Source organism: Pseudomonas sp. COW5 (assembly GCF_026240005.1).
GTDB classification, from domain to species: Bacteria; Pseudomonadota; Gammaproteobacteria; order Pseudomonadales; family Pseudomonadaceae; genus Aquipseudomonas; species Aquipseudomonas kribbensis.
On the sequence record NZ_JAPHVP010000001.1, the window covers coordinates 5888174 to 5904897 of the forward strand.

Genomic DNA, 16724 nt, shown 5'->3' on the forward strand with positions numbered 1-16724 from the left:
CCTGTGATCGTCCGCTGTGCGCGGCGTAAAACACGCGCACAGCCAATCCACTCCGCCGGGGCGGAATGAGCTTCTAGGGGAGACAGGAATCAGACGCGGGGCGGTCGCCAGACCCCGGACGGGGTCGCTACGGGCAGGGAGTCACTGAAGAAAGAATGCGTCACGGGGCTGAACACGGTGACGGGCGGCTTGAGGATCGCGACTTGCAGCAGGCCGCCGGTCTTGCACTCCTGGCCCGGCTTGCAAGGCGCGCCGTGATCGCTGGGGCTTTTCATGTCCTTGCAGCAATCCATGCCCATGCCGTCCATCATCGCCATGCCCATGGCTTGCATCGGGCAGGGTTCTGTCGGCGCCTGCACACCCGCCATCCCGCTGAGGGGAAGCGCCAGGCTGATCAGGAAGACGAGACAAAACCGCAGGTAGCGTTTCATGGCCGGAAGTCTAGTTGCGAGAAACGGGATTCACAATCGGATGCCGACGATATCAGCGGATGAGCATTAAGCCAGGATTAGCAACGGAAAATCATGCAGCGCTCGAACGATCACCTAACCTCATTGATTGTGTGTTCAACCGGAATCGCCAGTCCCATGCGCAACGCATTGAAGTCATTGATGTTCGTCGCCCTGATCCTGCTCGGCCCCGGGGTGGCCATGGTGTCGGCGGCCGATCTACCGGGGGTGGCCGAAACCGGCGCGCCCCTCCCCGGCGTCACCCAGAATGATCTGCAAGCTCTACAACAACGTCTCGACGGCCTCAAGCAGCAGATCTCCTCCGCCAACAATTACAACCAGCTCGAAGGCCCCCAGGATCGGGTGCAGGCGTTCATTCTCGACATTGATCGACTGTCGGCTTCGCTGCTGCCACAACAGGCACAGCTGACCGTACAACTGGGCGTGCTGGGGGCGGCACCGACGGAAACGGTTGCCGCCGAACAGGCCGATATCGCCGCACAACGGGCGGCGCTGATCGAGCAGAAGAACAAGGTCGATACCGCGCTGAAGAATCTGGCCACGCTCAAACAGAACGCCACGGAATTGATCACCCAGATCGCCGGCATTCGCCGTACGTTGCTGGAAAGCGAACTCACCCTGCGCACCGACAGCGTGCTCAGCCCTGATTTCTGGTCGCCGATGATTGATCCCGATCCTGCCGATCGCCAACGCCTGCAGATGTTCGTCGACCAGATCAAGGAAACCGGCACCGAGGCCTGGCAACCGGGGCAACGGTTCTACACCAGCGTGCTGGTAGTGTTGTCGTTCATGGTCTGGACCCTGGGCCGAAGGCTCGCCGACCGCTGGCTGGCGTGGGTGTGCATCCATCGCATGCCCGAAGGCCGCTTGCGCCGAAGTTCACTGGCCTTCGCCTCGGCGCTGGCGACACTGGCGACCACCGCGATAGCCCTGGAACTGCTGTATTACGCCTGCACCCGGCATGTGCCGCTGCCGCCGATGCTGGCGACGTTCTCCGACGAATTCCAGAAAGTCGTGTACGCCTGCGTGATGATCACCAGTCTGAGCCGCGCGTTGCTGTCCACCGAGCACCCGTCGTGGCGGTTGCCGGCGATTGCCGAACCGGTAGCCCTCACGCTCAAGCCTTTCGCGAGGGTCCTGGCCGCGACGCTGCTGGTGCTGGTAACGGCGGTGCAGGTCGGCAATTCGTCCGGCATGAGCAGCCAGATCGTGATCACCGGCCGCGGCGTGATCGCGCTGGTGGTATTGGCCATCGTCACCGTGCTGCTGATGCGCGTCGGCAAGGTGCGCAAGGCGCTGGCGGCGGCCGGAGATGCGCAGGTGACGGGCAACACCCTGGCCGGGGTGATTTACACCGTGACCACACTGGCGATGGTCATTTCACTCGGCGCGTTGCTGACAGGCTACGTATCGCTGGCGCGGTTCATCACTTATGAACTGGTGTGGGCGTTTATCGTGCTGTCCGGTTTCTACCTGCTGATGCAATTGCTCAAGGACAGCTGCGAATACGTCTTCTCGCCCCGCCACTCCAGCGGCAAGGCCTTGAAGCAACTGCTGGGCGTCGGCGACCGGCGCCTCGAACAGGCCTCGACCCTGCTGGCCGGCGTGGGCCGGGCGGCGTTGCTGCTGCTGGCGGTGATCACCCTGTTCGTGGGCGGCATCGGCACCACGCTGGGTCAATTGGCCAACAGCATCGGCACCATTCTCGGCGGTGCCGGCCTGCGCAAGCTGAACATTGTCCCTGGTCATTTGCTCAACGCGGTGCTCGCGCTTTTGATCGGTATCTACCTGATCCGCGCCCTGCGCCGCTGGCTCGACAACGAGTTCCTGCCCAAGACCGACATGGATCCCGGCATGTGTGCGTCGCTCAGCACGCTGTTTTCCAACATCGGCTACGCGGTAGTGATTCTGCTGACGCTGTCGTCGCTGGGCGTGCAGTGGACCAACCTGGCGTGGATCGTCAGCGCGCTGTCGGTAGGCATCGGTTTCGGTCTGCAGGAGATCGTGAAGAACTTCGTTTCCGGGCTGATTCTGCTCACCGAACGCCCGGTCAAGGTCGGCGACCTGATCAGCATCAGCGGCGTCGAGGGCGACATCCGCCGGATCAACGTGCGCGCCACGGAAATCCAGCTTAGCGACCGCTCCATCGTGATCGTGCCCAACTCGCAACTGATCTCGCAGAACCTGCGCAATGTCACCCTCGGCGGCAGCGCCCAGGGCGTGGCGACGCTGGAACTGATGTTCCCGCTGGACATCGATCCCGAACAGGTCAAAGGCCTGCTGCTCGACACCTACAAAGAGCACGAAACCATCCTCGGCAAACCGGCGCCGTTCGTGCGTTTCAGCAAGCTTTCGCCCGATGGCATCACGTTGACCGTGACCGGTTATGTCGACAGCCCGAGGATTGTCGGCAAGACCAAAAGTGATCTGTTGTTCGAGATACTCAAGCGGCTGGGGGCGGCGGGGATTGAGTTGGCGAAGCCGCCGAGTACCTGATGGAAAGACGGCTCGTCGTCCCGATGGTTTTAGAAGTCAGTCACGGTTGTTCCAGCGATGCTACGGGCAAACTCGATGCCGAATACCCGAGCCGGTGTTTCAAAACCTGGCCGTCGTACCCCCGCCAACACTCGACGAGCAGCCTCCACGGCTACCAACGGTGTGTAGGTATAGCCGTTGACCGTTTCAATGACCGACCGCGCGGCACTGCCGTTGACGCCAGAGACCTCGGCCACCGCACGGGCGCGATGAGCCTCACGCTGTTCGGCGCTGGGACCGTCCGGCAACAGCGACAGATCGCCCTCGGGAAACGCGTCGCCACTGATGTGCACATACATGGCGATGTCGGGAATGCCGGTGGAGTGCCAACCGGTGACCAGGTCGCCGAACGATAGCGGTACGCAAACCACCGGTCCGTCGCCGAAATCGAATTGGCGGGGCTCTGCATCGGGCGTGGCGACCAGTTGTCCGTCGACCCTGGCCAGCAGGCCCGCGCCAATGATTTCACCGACGCTCAGAGCCGACCCGCGAGACATGGAGCCGGCCACTTGCAGGGCGATCTTCAGTGAACGCGGTTCCTGTACGCGTCGAGCGACATGCATCGCCAGGCAATCGGTCGGCACCACATCCCAGCCGACGCCAGGCAGCAACATGACACCGGCCTTCGCGGCCTCGGCGCCTAGCTGCTCGGCCCGCCGATAGACATTGATCTCTGCGGTGATATCCAGATAGTCCACCCCGGCCTTGATACACGCCTGCATGAAAATGTCCGCCGTCTGCGCGAACGGCCCTGCAAAGTTCAACAGTACTGCAATGCCCTCCAGTGACTCTGCTGCGACGGCATCCGCAGCGAACACTCGATAAGGCACGTCCAGTTGCGCGGCGAGGGATTGGAGTTTTTCCGCTGTCCGCCCGGCGATGAGGACATCGAGGCCCAACGACCGAGCGTGCTCGGCCGCCATGCGCCCGGTGTAACCCGTCGCGCCGTAGATCATTAATGTACTCATTGGGCGTGCTGCCATTTTTTGTAGACGAACTCCAGGCTGTAACCGTCCGGATCGAGGACGTTGGCCGCGTAATAATCGGGGTCGTAATGCAAGCGTGCGCCCGGCGGGCCGTTGTCGACAGCCCCCCGTTCAATGGCCACCGCGTAAGCCGCGTCTACCTCGGCCTTGCTGCTGGCGACAAAACCTACATGCACTGCCCGGCCCTCTACCACACCTGCGCGCAACCAGAAAAACATCCGGCCATGGGCACCGAAACCTTTCAGGTCGGGATGCCCCGGCGGGCCGTCCTTGCCGTCGTAATCGAGCCTCGCGGTGATGCCCAGCGGGGTCAATACGGCCGTATAGAAATCAATGGAGCGCTGGATATCGCTGACTGACAGAAAAATATGATCAAGCATGGTGCTGCCTCGCGTTCAACGATCGGTTCAGATGAAATAGCCGCCCGCGACTTCAATGGATTGGGCGTTGATCCAGCCGCTCTCTTCGCACAGCAACAAGGAAATGACACGAGCGACGTCCTGCGGCTCGCCCACCCGCCCGAGCGCCGTTTGCGAGGCAAGCAAGGCCTCGAACTCATCATTCAAACCGCCGCCCAATTCAGTGCGTATCGCGCCCGGCGAAACCGCGTTGGCCCGAATCCGACGATCCGCGAATTCCTTGGCCATGTAACGCGTCAGGACCTCAAGCCCGCCCTTGGCGGCGGCATATGGCGCCACGCCTGCGGTTGCGACACGGGTGGTCGCACTGGTCAGATTGACGATACTGGCACCCTCTTCCATTAGCGGCAGCAGGGTCTGTGTGAGAAAAAAAGGGCCCTTGAGATGGGCGTTCAATAAACCGTCGAACTGCGCCTCGGTCACCGTTTCCAGCGAATTGAACAAGCCGTGGCCGGCGTTGTTGACCAGCCCGGATAGCCTTTTCACACCCCAGGTGGCCTGTAGTGCATGCGCTACCTTCTGGCGGAAATCGTCGAACTGGCTGACGTCGGCCACGTCCAGTTGAAGCGCCACGGCGGTGCCGCCCGAAGCCTGGATACCCTGGACAACAGAGGCTGCCGCGTCGGCATTGCGTTGATATGTCAGGATGACGCCCATACCGCGCCGGGCACATTGCTCGGCCGCACTGGCGCCGATGCCACGGCTGCCGCCGGTAATAACGATAACGCTCATGCGCTACTCCAATGTCGTTTGAGGTGAGTCACCACAGTAGCTATCGGGCGGCCGGCGAGCGCAGCCGTTCCTCTTCGAATCCTGCCTGTTTCTGCTTTTTGCTTGCGTGGACGTATTCGCGTGGGGTCAGATGCTCGGCATGAACAGCCAACTGACAGAACTTCGTACCCTGGCCCGACACGCCGAAAACCGCCGCACGGAAACGGGTATTCCGCGCGTCGCCATGGTTCAGGGCGAAATCCCCGAGCATTTGCTGGCGGCGGTTTACCAACCGATGATCAACCTGATTCTGCAAGGCAGCAAAACCATGACCATCGCCGACCGTACGCTGCATTACGATCCGGCGACCTACTTTGTCATGTCCATTGACCTGCCGGCAGTCGGCCAGGTCCACCCCTCTCCTGCCGGCGAGCCTTACCTGGCGGTCAGTCTGACGCTTGATCCGGTTGTCTTGACGACGCTGCTGGCCGATCTGCCCAAACCCTTCGGCCAACATGAACAGGACACCGGTTTTTCGGTGGCGGCTGTCACCCCGTCCTTGATGGATGCCTGGGTGCGCATGCTACGCCTGATGGGAAAACCTGAAGAAATCGCGGCACTGGCACCGGTCTACGAGCGGGAGATTCTGTACCGTGTCCTGCAAGGCCCCCATGGCTGGATGCTGCGTGACATTGCCGCCCCCGACAGCGCCATGGCGCGCGTCAATCTTGCCATTGCGCACATACGACAGGACTTTGCCGAACCGATCCGGGTGGACGATCTGGCTCGGCTTGCGTCAATGAGCGTGTCAGCCTTCCACCGACACTTCAAAGCCGTTACGGCGCTGAGCCCATTGCAATATCAAAAGCGGGTTCGCCTGCTGCAAGCCCGAACGCTGATGGTGGCGAGTACCAGGAATGTCACCCAGGCAGCGTTCGAAGTCGGGTATGAAAGCGCTACACAGTTCAGTCGTGACTACACACGGGTATTCGGCTTGCCCCCCTCGCGGGACGCGGCCCGGATACTCGGGGAAACCCGAAGCGGTTGAATCTGTTCAGTGCATCGCGATGTAGTCCCTTTTGCGATCCCCTTTTGTGGGGCAGTTGAGGCCCTTCAGCCCAATGGCCCGATACCATCTATAGTCACATCGTTCACCTCATGGGGATTCGTCAGAAGTTTGCTGTTGGCCGTGTTCGATCAGAACTCCAGTTCCCCTGACAACCCAAGTGAAAATGGAGAAAGTCATGGCCTTGGTCGATCCGCGGAATAACGAATACGACGTGAACAAACTTGGCACTGCCAGCATCGTCGGGCACGTGAGCACTGACAGCGCCCGAATCTGGATTCGCGTCTATATGGCGGGAGAATGGACGCTGGTCTGGTCCGAAAAGGCGTTGGTCGGGGACCTGTTCACGCTAGATGGCAAAACCATTGAGCTGTTTCTAAAAGGTCAGGGATGCGACCCCAAAAACATACTGTCGTACAAGTTCAGTGAAGACTCGGACCTGACCAATACTTTCGACATTGCCAATCTGAAGCCGAACACCACCTACTACTATTACTTGATGAGTCAGAAGCCAACGTCCAAAAGTATGTGGCGCAGAACAGAAATCGGATATCAAAAGGTCTACTCCTTTACCACCATGGCGCAATCCATGCCCGACTTCAGCTTCGGATTCTATAGCTGCCATGACCCGTTCAACGCCAATAACAGCAATGGTGCGTGGCCCTTGTTTCTCAGCAGAGCCAACAACGCGAAAGTCAGATTCGTCATTGGCGGTGGCGATCAGGTCTATGTGGACTGCCAGGAAAACAAATACTTTCCAGACATCTGGGAATGGCTGCAGAACAACAAGGACGATCTGATCGCAGCGTTCACAAAAGATGGAAAACTGCTCACCGCGGGTCTTGATGCTTACCTTCTGAGCCTCTACCGCTGGTATTACCGTGTGTACTGGAATTTCCCTCAAATGCAGGAGATCTTTTCGAAAACGCCTCAATACATGATTTGGGATGACCATGAAATCATGGATGGCTGGGGATCGCGAACCAACAAGGAGCGTCTGGAAATTCTTTCAAGGTACTTCAAGAAAGACGACCCTGCCATTGACCAGCAACTTATAGACTCGATGTGGAATGCAGCAAGAACAGCCTATTTTGAATATGGCCACAGTCACAACCCTCCCACCAACATTGTCAGGTCGTTATTGAAAACGCCCGAAAAATGTATCTGGGACTATAACTTCATAAAGGGGACAACCCCATTCTACGTGCTCGACCTGCGCGGGCATCATGATGTTGAAAGAGCCCAGAACAGGCTGCTGGGAGATGATCAGGTTGCACGCTTTCTAGGCTGGCTGGATACGCCCCCCGTCAAAAAATCAAAAATCGTGTTTGTGGTGAGTTCCGTTCCAGTCGTTCACTGGCGATCCATCGTACTAACGGCAGGGTCCTTGATTAACAGCCTCAAGGACGACTTCATGGATGAATGGGATCATCCCTCCAACCATGTTGAAAGAAACCTTCTGCTGGAAAAAATATTCGCAGCCTTCGACGCCGAGGGCCGGACCCTGGTGTTTTTAAGCGGCGATGTGCATTGTGCTGCCGCCTTCAGGCTGCAACACAAAATCCATCGCCAGGCCAACGTTTACCAGATTACCTCGAGTGCCATTTCGCGAATGCCCGCCGGGCAGGCTGTTTCTGCCGGAATAGCCAAATCCGGTACGCTCAGTGGTAATGACAACGTTCAGTTCGAGCACCTGTTCAGCCATTCGGAAGACAAGAACTTCGCCATTTTCCATGTGAAAAACAGTGATTCGATCACCGTCGATCTTTGCTGGCCGGGCGGCACCGAGGGCGAAGCCGTGATCAAGACCCTCGAGTTGGAATAGACCACAAAAGGGACCGAGCACAAAAGGGTCCCCTTTTGTGCACGGTCCCTTGAAGCGCCGTCTCTGAGGCTATAGGATCTTTTCCAGGAGATGGCATTCCTCCTCAAACCGCCTCGTGCTGATGATGCCTACGTGAACCCTGGACAGGGTGCGTAGGTGTGTCTGCTCCCCTGTCCCACTACACCAGGACAGGATCATGATTCGACTTATTCAACCCGCCATTTTTCGCTTTTCCCCTCTGCTCCCTGTTTGGCCGCAACGGCCTGAAGAGGTGGGCCCGACATGCTGAAATCACTGCTGGTCATTGCCGTTGGTGCATCACTGGGCGCCTGGTTGCGCTGGATCCTGGGCATGAAGCTCAACGCGCTGTTCCCCGCAATTCCTCCGGGCACCGTGGTCGCCAATATGGTCGGCGGCTACATCATCGGCCTGGCCATCGCATTCCTTGCCGCCTCCCCTTCGCTGAGCCCCGAGTGGCGGCTGCTGATCATTACGGGCTTCTGCGGCGGGCTGACGACCTTTTCTACATTTTCGGCCGAAACGGTTGCCCTGATTCAGGAAGGCAGGTTGCTCTGGGCACTCGGCTCGATTTCGGTACACGTCGTCGGCTCGCTCGCAATGACTGCGGCGGGGCTGTTGTCTTATCAACTGATTGGAACGCGTTAAAGGAGACCGAAATGAAAGGTTTTCTGGTGATTTTCTTCACTCAACAAAACCGCCGCCATCAAGGAAAGATGCTTGGCGACTGGATTGTCGATCTGGCAAAGGAACTGGGCCTGCGCGGCGCGACCCTTTCCACCGGCATCGAGGGTTTTGGCCATACGGGCCGGCTGCATTCCTCACATTTTTTTGAGCTGGCGGATCAGCCGACCGAGATTCGCATGGCGATTACCGAGGAAGAGACCGAACGACTGTTCAAACGGCTGGAGGCGGAAGACATCTCGGTGTTTTACATAAAGACGCCGATTGAAATGGGCTTTGTCGGTAAAAAGGCCGGCAGCCCTCCGCCATAGTGACGGCTTGCAGACAAAACCAAAACGATGCGGGTTATGGAACCTGCATCACTCTTCAGTGGAAAGGCTCGGCTCCTGGCTGGCTTCAGCTTCCATCTTCAAGCGGTCAGCCTTGCTGATGTACTTGGGCTTGTTGCTTTTCGGCGCCAGTTTGGCGTTGGCCTTTCTGGACTTTTCCTTGAAGAGTTGTTGCAGTTTCTTTTGGCGATTCATGGTGTCTTGCCTGGCTTGAAAGTGGGTGGATGATATCAGCTTCGACCCGGCGGGTTGCGCCGCATCCGTTACACACAATCGAGCCTCTCGCGCAGAAACTCGATGAAGCGTTGGGTCTTGGCCGGCAGCAGCCGGGTCTCGGTCAGCGCATAGACCGGGACCGGAGGGGCTTGCCATTGCGGCAAGACGCGCCGCAACGAACCGCTCGCCACGTCCTGCGCTGCGATGCCATCCGGTAATAGCGCGATGCCCAGGTCCAGAGAAGCCAGACGCCGAAGCATGCCCACGCTATTGACCTCGAATCGCCCACCGACAGCCACTTGCTCGATTCCTTTCTCGCTGGTCAGCGTCCAGCGGTCAGCATCAGGACCGCGCATTCTCAGGCATTCATGATTCACCAGTTGAGCGGGATGCTCCGGTTCCCCGGCGACATCCAGATATCCGGGTGATGCGTAGAAGCCGCGTATCAGACTTGCGAGTTTGCGGGCGATCAGGTTTGAGTCTGGCGGCTCCCCCATGCGAATGACCACGTCTACAGGATCGCTGATCAGGTCTGCCTGATGCGGTGTGAGGTCGAAATCGAAGTGGATGCCGGGGTATTTACGAGAGAACTCCGCAATGAGCGGTGCCAGATAAATGTTGGCAAAATCCACCGGCAGCGAGGCCCGCAGCAGGCCGCTCGGCCGGGCAAGCATCTCGCCCAGCTGTTCGTGAGCCAGCCGCGCCTCTTCCACAATCCGCTTGCAGCGTTCGTAGTAAAGCTGCCCCGCTTCCGTCAGTTCGATGCGGCGTGTAGTGCGATGCAACAGGCGCAGGCCAATGGATTTCTCCAGGCCACTGATCCGTCGGGAAAGCGTTGAATTGGGCATGCCCAGAGACTCCGCGGCCCCACGAAAACCACGCCTCTTCACGACTTCCACAAACAACGCCATGTCATTCAGGTATTCCAACACCCATTGCTCCATATGTGGATCAGTCATTTCAATTTAACCGGATTTATCCCGTTTTTGAATTGACTGAAGATGCGCCCGACACTGTTGAGGAGCACCGCAATGAACGTACCCTTTTCCGAAGGTTTCAACGCTGACAATGCAGCCTTTCTGCTGATCGACCACCAGGTCGGCACCATGGGCTGGGCCAAATCGATGCCCTTTGAAGAACTCAAGCGCAACGCCCTGATGCTCGCCAAGGCCGCGCGCATTCTGAAAATGCCCGTCGTGTTGACGTCGAGCATGGAAGAACACGCACAAGGCCCGCTTCTGAGCGAGCTTGAGCAGATCCTGCCGACCGCATTCGCAAGCCGCATCAAGCGCCTCGGCATCGTCAATGCGATGGACGACGAACACTTCGCCGCCGCCGTGAAAGCCACCGGGCGCCGGAAACTCATCATCGCCGGCGTGACCAACGACGTTTGCACCGTTTACCCGGCGCTCTCGCTGGTGCGTGATGGCTATGAAGTCCAGGTGGTCGCCGATGCCGGTGCCTCACCGACCAAAATGGCCGATGACATCGCATTGCGTCGCATGGACAAGGCCGGGGTCACACTGACCAGCACCAACCAATTGATTGCCGAACTGGCGGGAAGCTGGGCGACGCCAGAGGGTGGCGAGCTGGTTCAGGTGTTGATGGAGTCTTTTGGCAGCTGAGCCGGTCAGCGGGCGAGTCCGGGATAGCGCCTTCCCGGACTCGCTCGAATGGAGGCGCCGTTTCAGGCCAGCACGGCGGTAATCCACCGCACCTGCTGTGTGAGTTCTTGCACCTTGTGCCCGCAAACCCCGTGTCGCGCCCGCCCGAAGTGGTTGAGGGTCTGTTGCTTGTGCCGCAACCGGTGCCGCCATTTGCTGACAAACGCCGGGCTGCGTTCCTGCAATTGCAACGGCCCGAAGTACAGTTCTTCGGCGGAGTAAATCACCGGCTCGCCACGCTCGGCGACGATGATTTCGTAGTCGAAGCGGTTTTCCCGCAGGACTTCTTCGCAGAGGATCCGGTAGTCGTTGTCCATCAGCCATTGGCGCAGCGGTTGCTCGCCGCCGTTGGGTTGCAGGATCAGGCGTTCGCGGCCGCTCAGGCGTGCCTTGCCGGCTTCGAGGATGTCGCGGATGGTCTCGCCGCCCATGCCGCAGAGGCTGATCGCGGTGATCGCGTCTTGTGGCTCGATGGCCATCAGGCCATTGGCCAGACGCACGGTGATCTGCTCACCCAGGTCGTTCTCACGCACAGTGCGCTGGGCCGAGCGAAACGGTGTCAACGCCATCTCCCCCGCCACCGCCGCCTCGATAGCACCACGGCGCATCAACGCCACCGGCAGGTAGCCGTGATCCGAGCCGATATCGGCCAGGCGCGCACCGGCGGGTACGTGCGCAGCGACACGCTCCAGGCGCATGGACAATGTCTGTTCGTTCAACCGCAACCTCTTTCAACTTGGGCAACCGGGATCGGGGCGCAATTCTGGAGGGCTGCGCCGAGGAATTCAAATTTCCATGACCTGAAGCTGCGGCGGGCAAAGCTGTCTTGCATCTCGTCAGGGGCATAAACGGCTACCACAGCCGCCGGGTTCATACTTCATCCCAAAACTTTCCGGGAGGTGCATATTCTCCATCCTTTAAAACAGCACACCAGCCAACGCATCTATTGAACATTTCAAGATCCACGATCCTGTAGATGCCCTTGGCAACCTTCTCCAGCGTGATCAATCCGTTCGAGTAGTGCGTGTATTGCCCACCCGCCCCGGCAGGGGCCCGCAGATCCAGTTCGCTACGATCCCAGCCGGATACAACCCCTGATGATTCAGGGACCGTATCCGAAAACGAGATCTCGAATGCGCTCGAAACCTTGCATAAACACGGGATTCGCGCATGTTCGAGCAACGCATCCGTGATCATGTTTTCAGGAAAATCAATATTCAGTTTCATGCAAGACTCCCGGCTACAAGCTCACTGGCTTGAAAATGGGTAAAGTGGCAGCCCGCAAGAATACACAAGGATCAATGTGTGACCTCTACAAGGGAATGGCTGGACCGGCTGAAGAAGCAACCCGTGCCCGAGTCCACCTGGGTGCAATACCGGCGCGACGAAGCGCTGGAACTGCTCGCGAACGCCAGCGGCAGCGGCACATGGATAGATCTCAGCACCCACTACAACGGCTTCGTCCGGGAAGTTGCCGTGAGAGAGCTCTGTCGCGAATGTTCCCCGCAGACGCTCGTAGCCCTGATAGAACGGCTCAACGATTGGGTGCCACAGATTCGCGATTTGGCGCTGTCTGGCCTGAACGACTATCTGAAACCCTCTCAGGCCTGCGCATTGCTGTTTGCACTGGAGTCGCTCATGGCGCTGGCAGCGCGACAGCGAGTCGACCATGCTCCCACGTACACCGCAGCCCGTACCGTTCTTCAGTCATTGGAAGTCCGCGAAGAGGTCTACGCGAACTTTCTCACACGACAAGGAAAAGCCGCGCGTTATCTGTTCTCGTTATTGCTGGAAACGGATATCTGCCCGGAAAGGCTCTTGCGCAACGCCCTCGCCCACCGTGAATTGACCGTAAGGCTTGCAGCCGTTTCAGCCTGTCAGGATCTGCCGTCAGCGCAGGCCGCGCCATTATTGCTGGAGGCGCTGTCGCGACCGGGTGCCAAAGTACGTGTCTGCATACTGCGCGCACTGCTTCCCTTGAGTGAAGACCCACACCCACTGCTGCGATTGGCGTTGCTCGATGCCTCTCCGTCGATTCGAAGTCTGGCGCGTTGGGCAGCACCGCGTTACGGGATCAATGCACCGGAGGTCCTGGAACAGCGACTCGGTCAGGACCTTCCCACCCGAAAACGCGACTGGCTTGGCGTACTGGGGTTGGCTGCAGAGCTTGAAACCGGTCTTCAGATGCATTGGCTCACAGAGGCGCTGAGCTCCTGCTATCCCTCCGTGCGACAAGCGGCGGTTCGCCTGCTGGGCGATGAACATCTGCCGCCAATGCTTGGTGCATTGAGTGATCCATCGGAAAAAGTGTTTCTCACCGCCTACGCATTATTGAGCAAACAGCCCTGGACCGCACTGAATGCCGGCGTCGCTACCAAACTGGATGGCGACTGGCATGAGCTCCCCGCGCAACGCCGCCGGGCGGTCCTGCAATTGATGTCGTGTTGGCAACAGATCGCCTACCTGCTGAAACGCTTGGATACAGAGCCCGTGGCCGAGGCATTCTGGCTTCGTCAGGTGGCGTTCTGGTGCGAGCATCAGTATCAGTTTATCGACCCGGTCACCTCAAAAGCCGAGCGTAGTGCGCTGGTGCAAAAGCTCAGGGAGCTGGCCGCAAGTGGCCTCATCCAAAGTGCCAGGGTTACTGTCTTTACTGGCTGATGCCTGAGCCACCTAGACCAACACCGTCAGCCAGGCCGACAGCAACAGCAAAAACGCCAATCCGGCATTCATGCGCCTGAATGCCCGTGGCGAACCAAAGAACCGCGCACTACCCACGCCCAGCGCCGCCCACGCCGTCATACAAGGCAGGCAGACCAGCAGAAACACAAAGGCCAACAGCGCCATCCGCGTACTCTCGTCACCGCTCCCGCCAAACACGCTCACCACCGCCACCGCCATCATCCACACTTTGGGATTGATCAGTTGCAGGCCGGCGGCGCCATAAACGCCGATCCCTTCTTCACCCGCCGTTGCCGGGTCAAGGGACGGCGGCGTGCTGCGGAAGATCTGCCATGCCAGCCAGCTCAGCCACAGCACCCCGACCCAGGCCATCGCCTGCTGCACCCGGGGGTAACGCAGCAGCGTTTCACCCACGCCGAGCCCGACCACCAGCACCACCAGTGCCGCCGACACACAGGCGCCGAAGATGATAGGCAGTGTAGCGACCATCCCGCGCCGCGAACTGTGGCTCATCACCAGAATATTGGTCGGCCCAGGGGTGATCGAGGCGACGAAGGAAAACAACAGAAAAGGCAACAACGATTCCATGGCATGGACTCCGGATCAGTTCAGGGAGCCATGGTCGCGGTTGCGCGACGATTAGTCTGGAAGGTTTGAGCAGCGCTTGAGGAGCCACGCCGGGATCTGGCCAATTCCTGCCTGCCAACGTCTAAATATCCTCACCAGCCCCGGTGACGAAAAGCACATGTACTCGTGGTTCGCCACCGGTTACGACTACTTGATAGCCTGGAGGGACAAACCCACCGGCGTACAGAACATCAAATAATATCCAAAAGTTCCAGGTCCGACCGAACCACTCTGGAATCCTCTTCAGACAATTGTGCCAAGAGAGACTCCAGTCCGTGCCGAGCAATTATTTCCTTTATTTTGATGCACGCAATATCAAAAGCGATTGCAGGGCTTCTTCCGGCCGAGAGCACAAGCCCTGCAATTTGCAACATCATCTCTTCCACTGGATGAGAGAAACTGTCTTCCATTTCATTCAGGGCATATCCAACTTCCGTCTCGCCCTCAACCCAGGAAAAACCTCTTTTCTTGCCACTTCTGATTTTAAGCCGGCAGTAAATCGGATAATAATCAAAAATCCACAGCTGTATTTCTTTATAACTTTTCACCACTGACACATTCAGCCCCTCCATTCTCTACAACCGTGGATGCGCAAGCTTAGCAAAATAGCGCCGCTCAAAAGAAGACAGATTAACTAAATGACACCAGCCCTTTTACCTCCTCCATCGACAATCGCCCCCCGCTAACACATTGGAACTTTCACCACATTGAAACCAAACACTTCCTATATTGTCCGCATCTTCACCTCCGGACCATCCCTTCCAGATACTTAAAGGGCGCCGTGTTCATATCAAGTCCCATATCAACTATCAACAACCTTACCTCATCAAACTCTTCACCACTGAGAAACACGTCATACTCGCAGATATGATCACAAAGAATCTCCAATGCCAGATTCTCTTCATGGTGCTTGACGTAATCCAGTGCTCCCTCAAGAAATAGCGTGTCCAACCGCCCCTTTAGCTTGACGCCAAAAACCAATATACGTTCCGGATACACAGCCAACCTCTGCACTTAAAAAAGTGGAATAGACTTATTAAATCAAATAAATCTTCCTCTTTTCAGTCCACATTTTTTTGAAAATTACCGCATACCACTATATGGATCAGCCACAGAAACTCCGAACTCAGCAATTGCCCCTCTAATTTCCTCTGCGACTTCAAACAACAGCCCTTCAACAGCCTGAGCACATAGAAAATCAAAAAAACCTACAAGGCCGAGTCTTGCAGTGACCGCAATAGCCCCCTCAACAAATTCCAAATTACCACCATCCCAACAGGATATTAAAATATCCTCCAACTCCTTCTTCAAAGAGTTACTCAAGATCGTATACGTATGCCACTGACGATCACTAAGCTCAAAAAGAATATCTACAACGCTTACCTTATCCAACCTAACGCTCTTGAAACTTTTAATAAACTCAAAAAACTCAACATACAATTCACCTTCTGACATGGAGTCCGGCAAAGAGCAATAATACGAGATATTTTTCATTTTTTAAAAAAACAGTGAAATATGGTCAAACGAAGGGTTTCTATAAAACTTTTCATCTAGACCGCACAGAAAGGTACAGAAAGGCACACCCATCAACCTTGACTTGAGACCGGCTAAGGGGCGTCCCCTTTTCAGGAGTTTCAAATGCCTGTGGTCGGCCGCAGCGATTACCGAGCGGTGCCAGGAACTCGAAGGACTCGACGCTAATCAAGCAGTTCATGCCTAAGGAGGTGAAACTCCACCGCCAGCTTCCCTTTCACCTCTTCTGCGCGATCGGTCATATCCACATATAACAAAATTGGATATTCGGGAAATTCGTGTTCCACAGCTTCCCCGTCAAAAGGATCTACATTATTTTTCAGCGTAAAGTGCTCTGACTCTTTATTGCCAGAAAAATAATATTCCCCACCATGATACGAACTTTCTCGCCGCTCAAAGGAGAGTTTCAAACTTTCCTCGACGCTCAAACTGGCTGCAGAAACGCTCAAATCTTTGACACCATATAAATCGTAAGCAGCCATTCTCACTTCCCCGGCAAAGCAAAAGGACAGCAAAAATTTACAGCTTTATTAAATCAAATAAACCCACCCTTTTTTCTCTCAAGATTATACGCCGAAATCATCAGCCCTCCTGCACCTCCTTATTCTGTATCCCAAAAATCTCCAGGAGGTGCGTACTCTCCATTCAGCAATACGGCGCACCAACCGAAAGAGGTATCGAACATCTCAAGGTCAATGATTTTATAAACACCCTTGCCAACTTCCTCCAGTGTAATCAAACCATTGGAAAAGTGAGTATATCGACCTCCCCCCCCAGCAACGGCTCTACGTTCCAGCCCCTCACGATCCCAGCCGGATACCAGCCCTGATGACTCAGGAACAGTGACCGAAAATGAAATTTCAAAATCTGTTGAGACTTTACAAAAACAGGGAATGCGTTTATGCACCGGCAATTCATCTGCAATCAGGCTTTCAGGAAAATCAATGTTCAAATTCACT

Annotated in this window: 21 protein-coding genes and 1 riboswitch; of the genes, 7 read left to right on the plus strand and 14 right to left on the minus strand. The window is 57.0% G+C overall.

Annotated features, from left to right (window positions below; genetic code table 11):
• Positions 1–89: 89 nt before the first annotated feature.
• Positions 90–431 carry a hypothetical protein gene (locus tag OQ248_RS26890; protein WP_248741395.1) on the minus strand — a complete coding sequence of 114 codons (342 nt, stop codon included), beginning with the start codon at positions 429–431 and terminating at the stop codon, positions 90–92.
• 156 nt (positions 432–587) lie between these two features.
• Here OQ248_RS26890 and OQ248_RS26895 point away from each other — a divergent pair, with 156 nt between their 5' ends.
• Positions 588–2966, plus strand: coding sequence for a DUF3772 domain-containing protein (locus OQ248_RS26895; RefSeq protein WP_265814696.1), 2379 nt, complete (start codon positions 588–590; stop codon positions 2964–2966).
• A 29-nt stretch (positions 2967–2995) separates the two neighbouring features.
• Here OQ248_RS26895 and OQ248_RS26900 read toward each other — a convergent pair whose 3' ends face one another.
• Genes OQ248_RS26900 through OQ248_RS26910 form a run of 3 tightly spaced genes read right to left on the minus strand, consistent with a single transcriptional unit; the run spans position 2996 to position 5142 of the window.
• Complete coding sequence (locus OQ248_RS26900) at positions 2996–3973, minus strand: saccharopine dehydrogenase NADP-binding domain-containing protein (protein WP_265814697.1); 978 nt, start codon at positions 3971–3973, stop codon at positions 2996–2998.
• On the minus strand, positions 3970–4371 hold the full coding sequence (locus tag OQ248_RS26905) for a VOC family protein (protein WP_114882545.1): 402 nt from the start codon (positions 4369–4371) through the stop codon (positions 3970–3972). The genes OQ248_RS26900 and OQ248_RS26905 overlap by 4 nt, the downstream gene beginning before the upstream one ends.
• Before the next feature lie 27 nt (positions 4372–4398).
• Positions 4399–5142 (minus strand): SDR family oxidoreductase, encoded by a 744-nt coding sequence (locus tag OQ248_RS26910; RefSeq protein WP_265814698.1) that lies wholly within the window; start codon positions 5140–5142, stop codon positions 4399–4401.
• A 139-nt stretch (positions 5143–5281) separates the two neighbouring features.
• Here OQ248_RS26910 and OQ248_RS26915 point away from each other — a divergent pair, with 139 nt between their 5' ends.
• The 4 genes from OQ248_RS26915 (at position 5282) to OQ248_RS26930 (ending at position 9025) form a co-directional block, all read left to right on the plus strand.
• Positions 5282–6169 carry an AraC family transcriptional regulator gene (locus OQ248_RS26915; protein ID WP_265814699.1) on the plus strand — a complete coding sequence of 296 codons (888 nt, stop codon included), beginning with the start codon at positions 5282–5284 and terminating at the stop codon, positions 6167–6169.
• Positions 6170–6365: 196 nt separating this feature from the next.
• Entirely contained in the window at positions 6366–8012 is a 1647-nt protein-coding gene (locus tag OQ248_RS26920) for an alkaline phosphatase D family protein (RefSeq protein WP_265814700.1), read from the plus strand.
• Positions 8013–8089: 77 nt separating this feature from the next.
• Positions 8090–8150, plus strand: a riboswitch (Fluoride riboswitch).
• Between the two features lie 144 nt (positions 8151–8294).
• On the plus strand, positions 8295–8678 hold the full coding sequence (gene crcB / locus OQ248_RS26925; protein WP_265814701.1) for a fluoride efflux transporter CrcB: 384 nt from the start codon (positions 8295–8297) through the stop codon (positions 8676–8678).
• A gap of 11 nt (positions 8679–8689) precedes the next feature.
• Positions 8690–9025: a DUF190 domain-containing protein gene (locus OQ248_RS26930; protein WP_265814702.1), complete on the plus strand. Its 336-nt coding sequence runs from the start codon at positions 8690–8692 to the stop codon at positions 9023–9025.
• Between the two features lie 48 nt (positions 9026–9073).
• Here OQ248_RS26930 and OQ248_RS26935 read toward each other — a convergent pair whose 3' ends face one another.
• Together OQ248_RS26935 and OQ248_RS26940 are read right to left on the minus strand one after the other, a co-directional pair.
• A complete protein-coding gene (locus tag OQ248_RS26935; protein WP_085731841.1) occupies positions 9074–9238 on the minus strand; it encodes a DUF2986 domain-containing protein in 165 nt (54 codons plus the stop codon).
• A gap of 68 nt (positions 9239–9306) precedes the next feature.
• The gene (locus tag OQ248_RS26940; RefSeq protein WP_265815152.1) at positions 9307–10188 is read right to left on the minus strand and encodes a LysR family transcriptional regulator; all 882 of its coding nucleotides are present in this window, start codon (positions 10186–10188) and stop codon (positions 9307–9309) included.
• Positions 10189–10290: 102 nt separating this feature from the next.
• On the opposite strand from OQ248_RS26940, the gene OQ248_RS26945 reads away from it, so the two are divergent.
• A complete protein-coding gene (locus OQ248_RS26945) occupies positions 10291–10884 on the plus strand; it encodes an isochorismatase family protein (RefSeq protein ID WP_265814703.1) in 594 nt (197 codons plus the stop codon).
• A gap of 62 nt (positions 10885–10946) precedes the next feature.
• On the opposite strand, the gene OQ248_RS26950 is transcribed toward OQ248_RS26945, so the two are convergent.
• Both OQ248_RS26950 and OQ248_RS26955 read right to left on the minus strand, forming a co-directional pair.
• On the minus strand, positions 10947–11642 hold the full coding sequence (locus OQ248_RS26950; RefSeq protein WP_265814704.1) for a tRNA (adenine(22)-N(1))-methyltransferase TrmK: 696 nt from the start codon (positions 11640–11642) through the stop codon (positions 10947–10949).
• A 151-nt stretch (positions 11643–11793) separates the two neighbouring features.
• Entirely contained in the window at positions 11794–12150 is a 357-nt protein-coding gene (locus OQ248_RS26955) for a hypothetical protein (protein ID WP_265814705.1), read from the minus strand.
• A 78-nt stretch (positions 12151–12228) separates the two neighbouring features.
• Here OQ248_RS26955 and OQ248_RS26960 point away from each other — a divergent pair, with 78 nt between their 5' ends.
• Positions 12229–13584 (plus strand): PBS lyase, encoded by a 1356-nt coding sequence (locus OQ248_RS26960; protein ID WP_265814706.1) that lies wholly within the window; start codon positions 12229–12231, stop codon positions 13582–13584.
• 12 nt (positions 13585–13596) lie between these two features.
• On the opposite strand, the gene OQ248_RS26965 is transcribed toward OQ248_RS26960, so the two are convergent.
• The 6 genes from OQ248_RS26965 to OQ248_RS26990 all read right to left on the minus strand — a co-directional run bounded on the left by OQ248_RS26965 (position 13597) and on the right by OQ248_RS26990 (position 16723).
• A complete protein-coding gene (locus OQ248_RS26965) occupies positions 13597–14193 on the minus strand; it encodes a LysE family translocator (protein WP_265814707.1) in 597 nt (198 codons plus the stop codon).
• A 230-nt stretch (positions 14194–14423) separates the two neighbouring features.
• Entirely contained in the window at positions 14424–14789 is a 366-nt protein-coding gene (locus OQ248_RS26970) for a hypothetical protein (protein ID WP_265814708.1), read from the minus strand.
• Positions 14790–14973: 184 nt separating this feature from the next.
• Positions 14974–15246: a MafI family immunity protein gene (locus tag OQ248_RS26975; protein ID WP_347710548.1), complete on the minus strand. Its 273-nt coding sequence runs from the start codon at positions 15244–15246 to the stop codon at positions 14974–14976.
• Positions 15247–15315: 69 nt separating this feature from the next.
• Positions 15316–15687 carry a hypothetical protein gene (locus tag OQ248_RS26980; protein WP_265814710.1) on the minus strand — a complete coding sequence of 124 codons (372 nt, stop codon included), beginning with the start codon at positions 15685–15687 and terminating at the stop codon, positions 15316–15318.
• 242 nt (positions 15688–15929) lie between these two features.
• Positions 15930–16247 (minus strand): hypothetical protein, encoded by a 318-nt coding sequence (locus OQ248_RS26985; RefSeq protein WP_265814711.1) that lies wholly within the window; start codon positions 16245–16247, stop codon positions 15930–15932.
• A gap of 119 nt (positions 16248–16366) precedes the next feature.
• The gene (locus OQ248_RS26990; RefSeq protein WP_265814712.1) at positions 16367–16723 is read right to left on the minus strand and encodes a hypothetical protein; all 357 of its coding nucleotides are present in this window, start codon (positions 16721–16723) and stop codon (positions 16367–16369) included.
• Position 16724 lies beyond the last annotated feature (1 nt).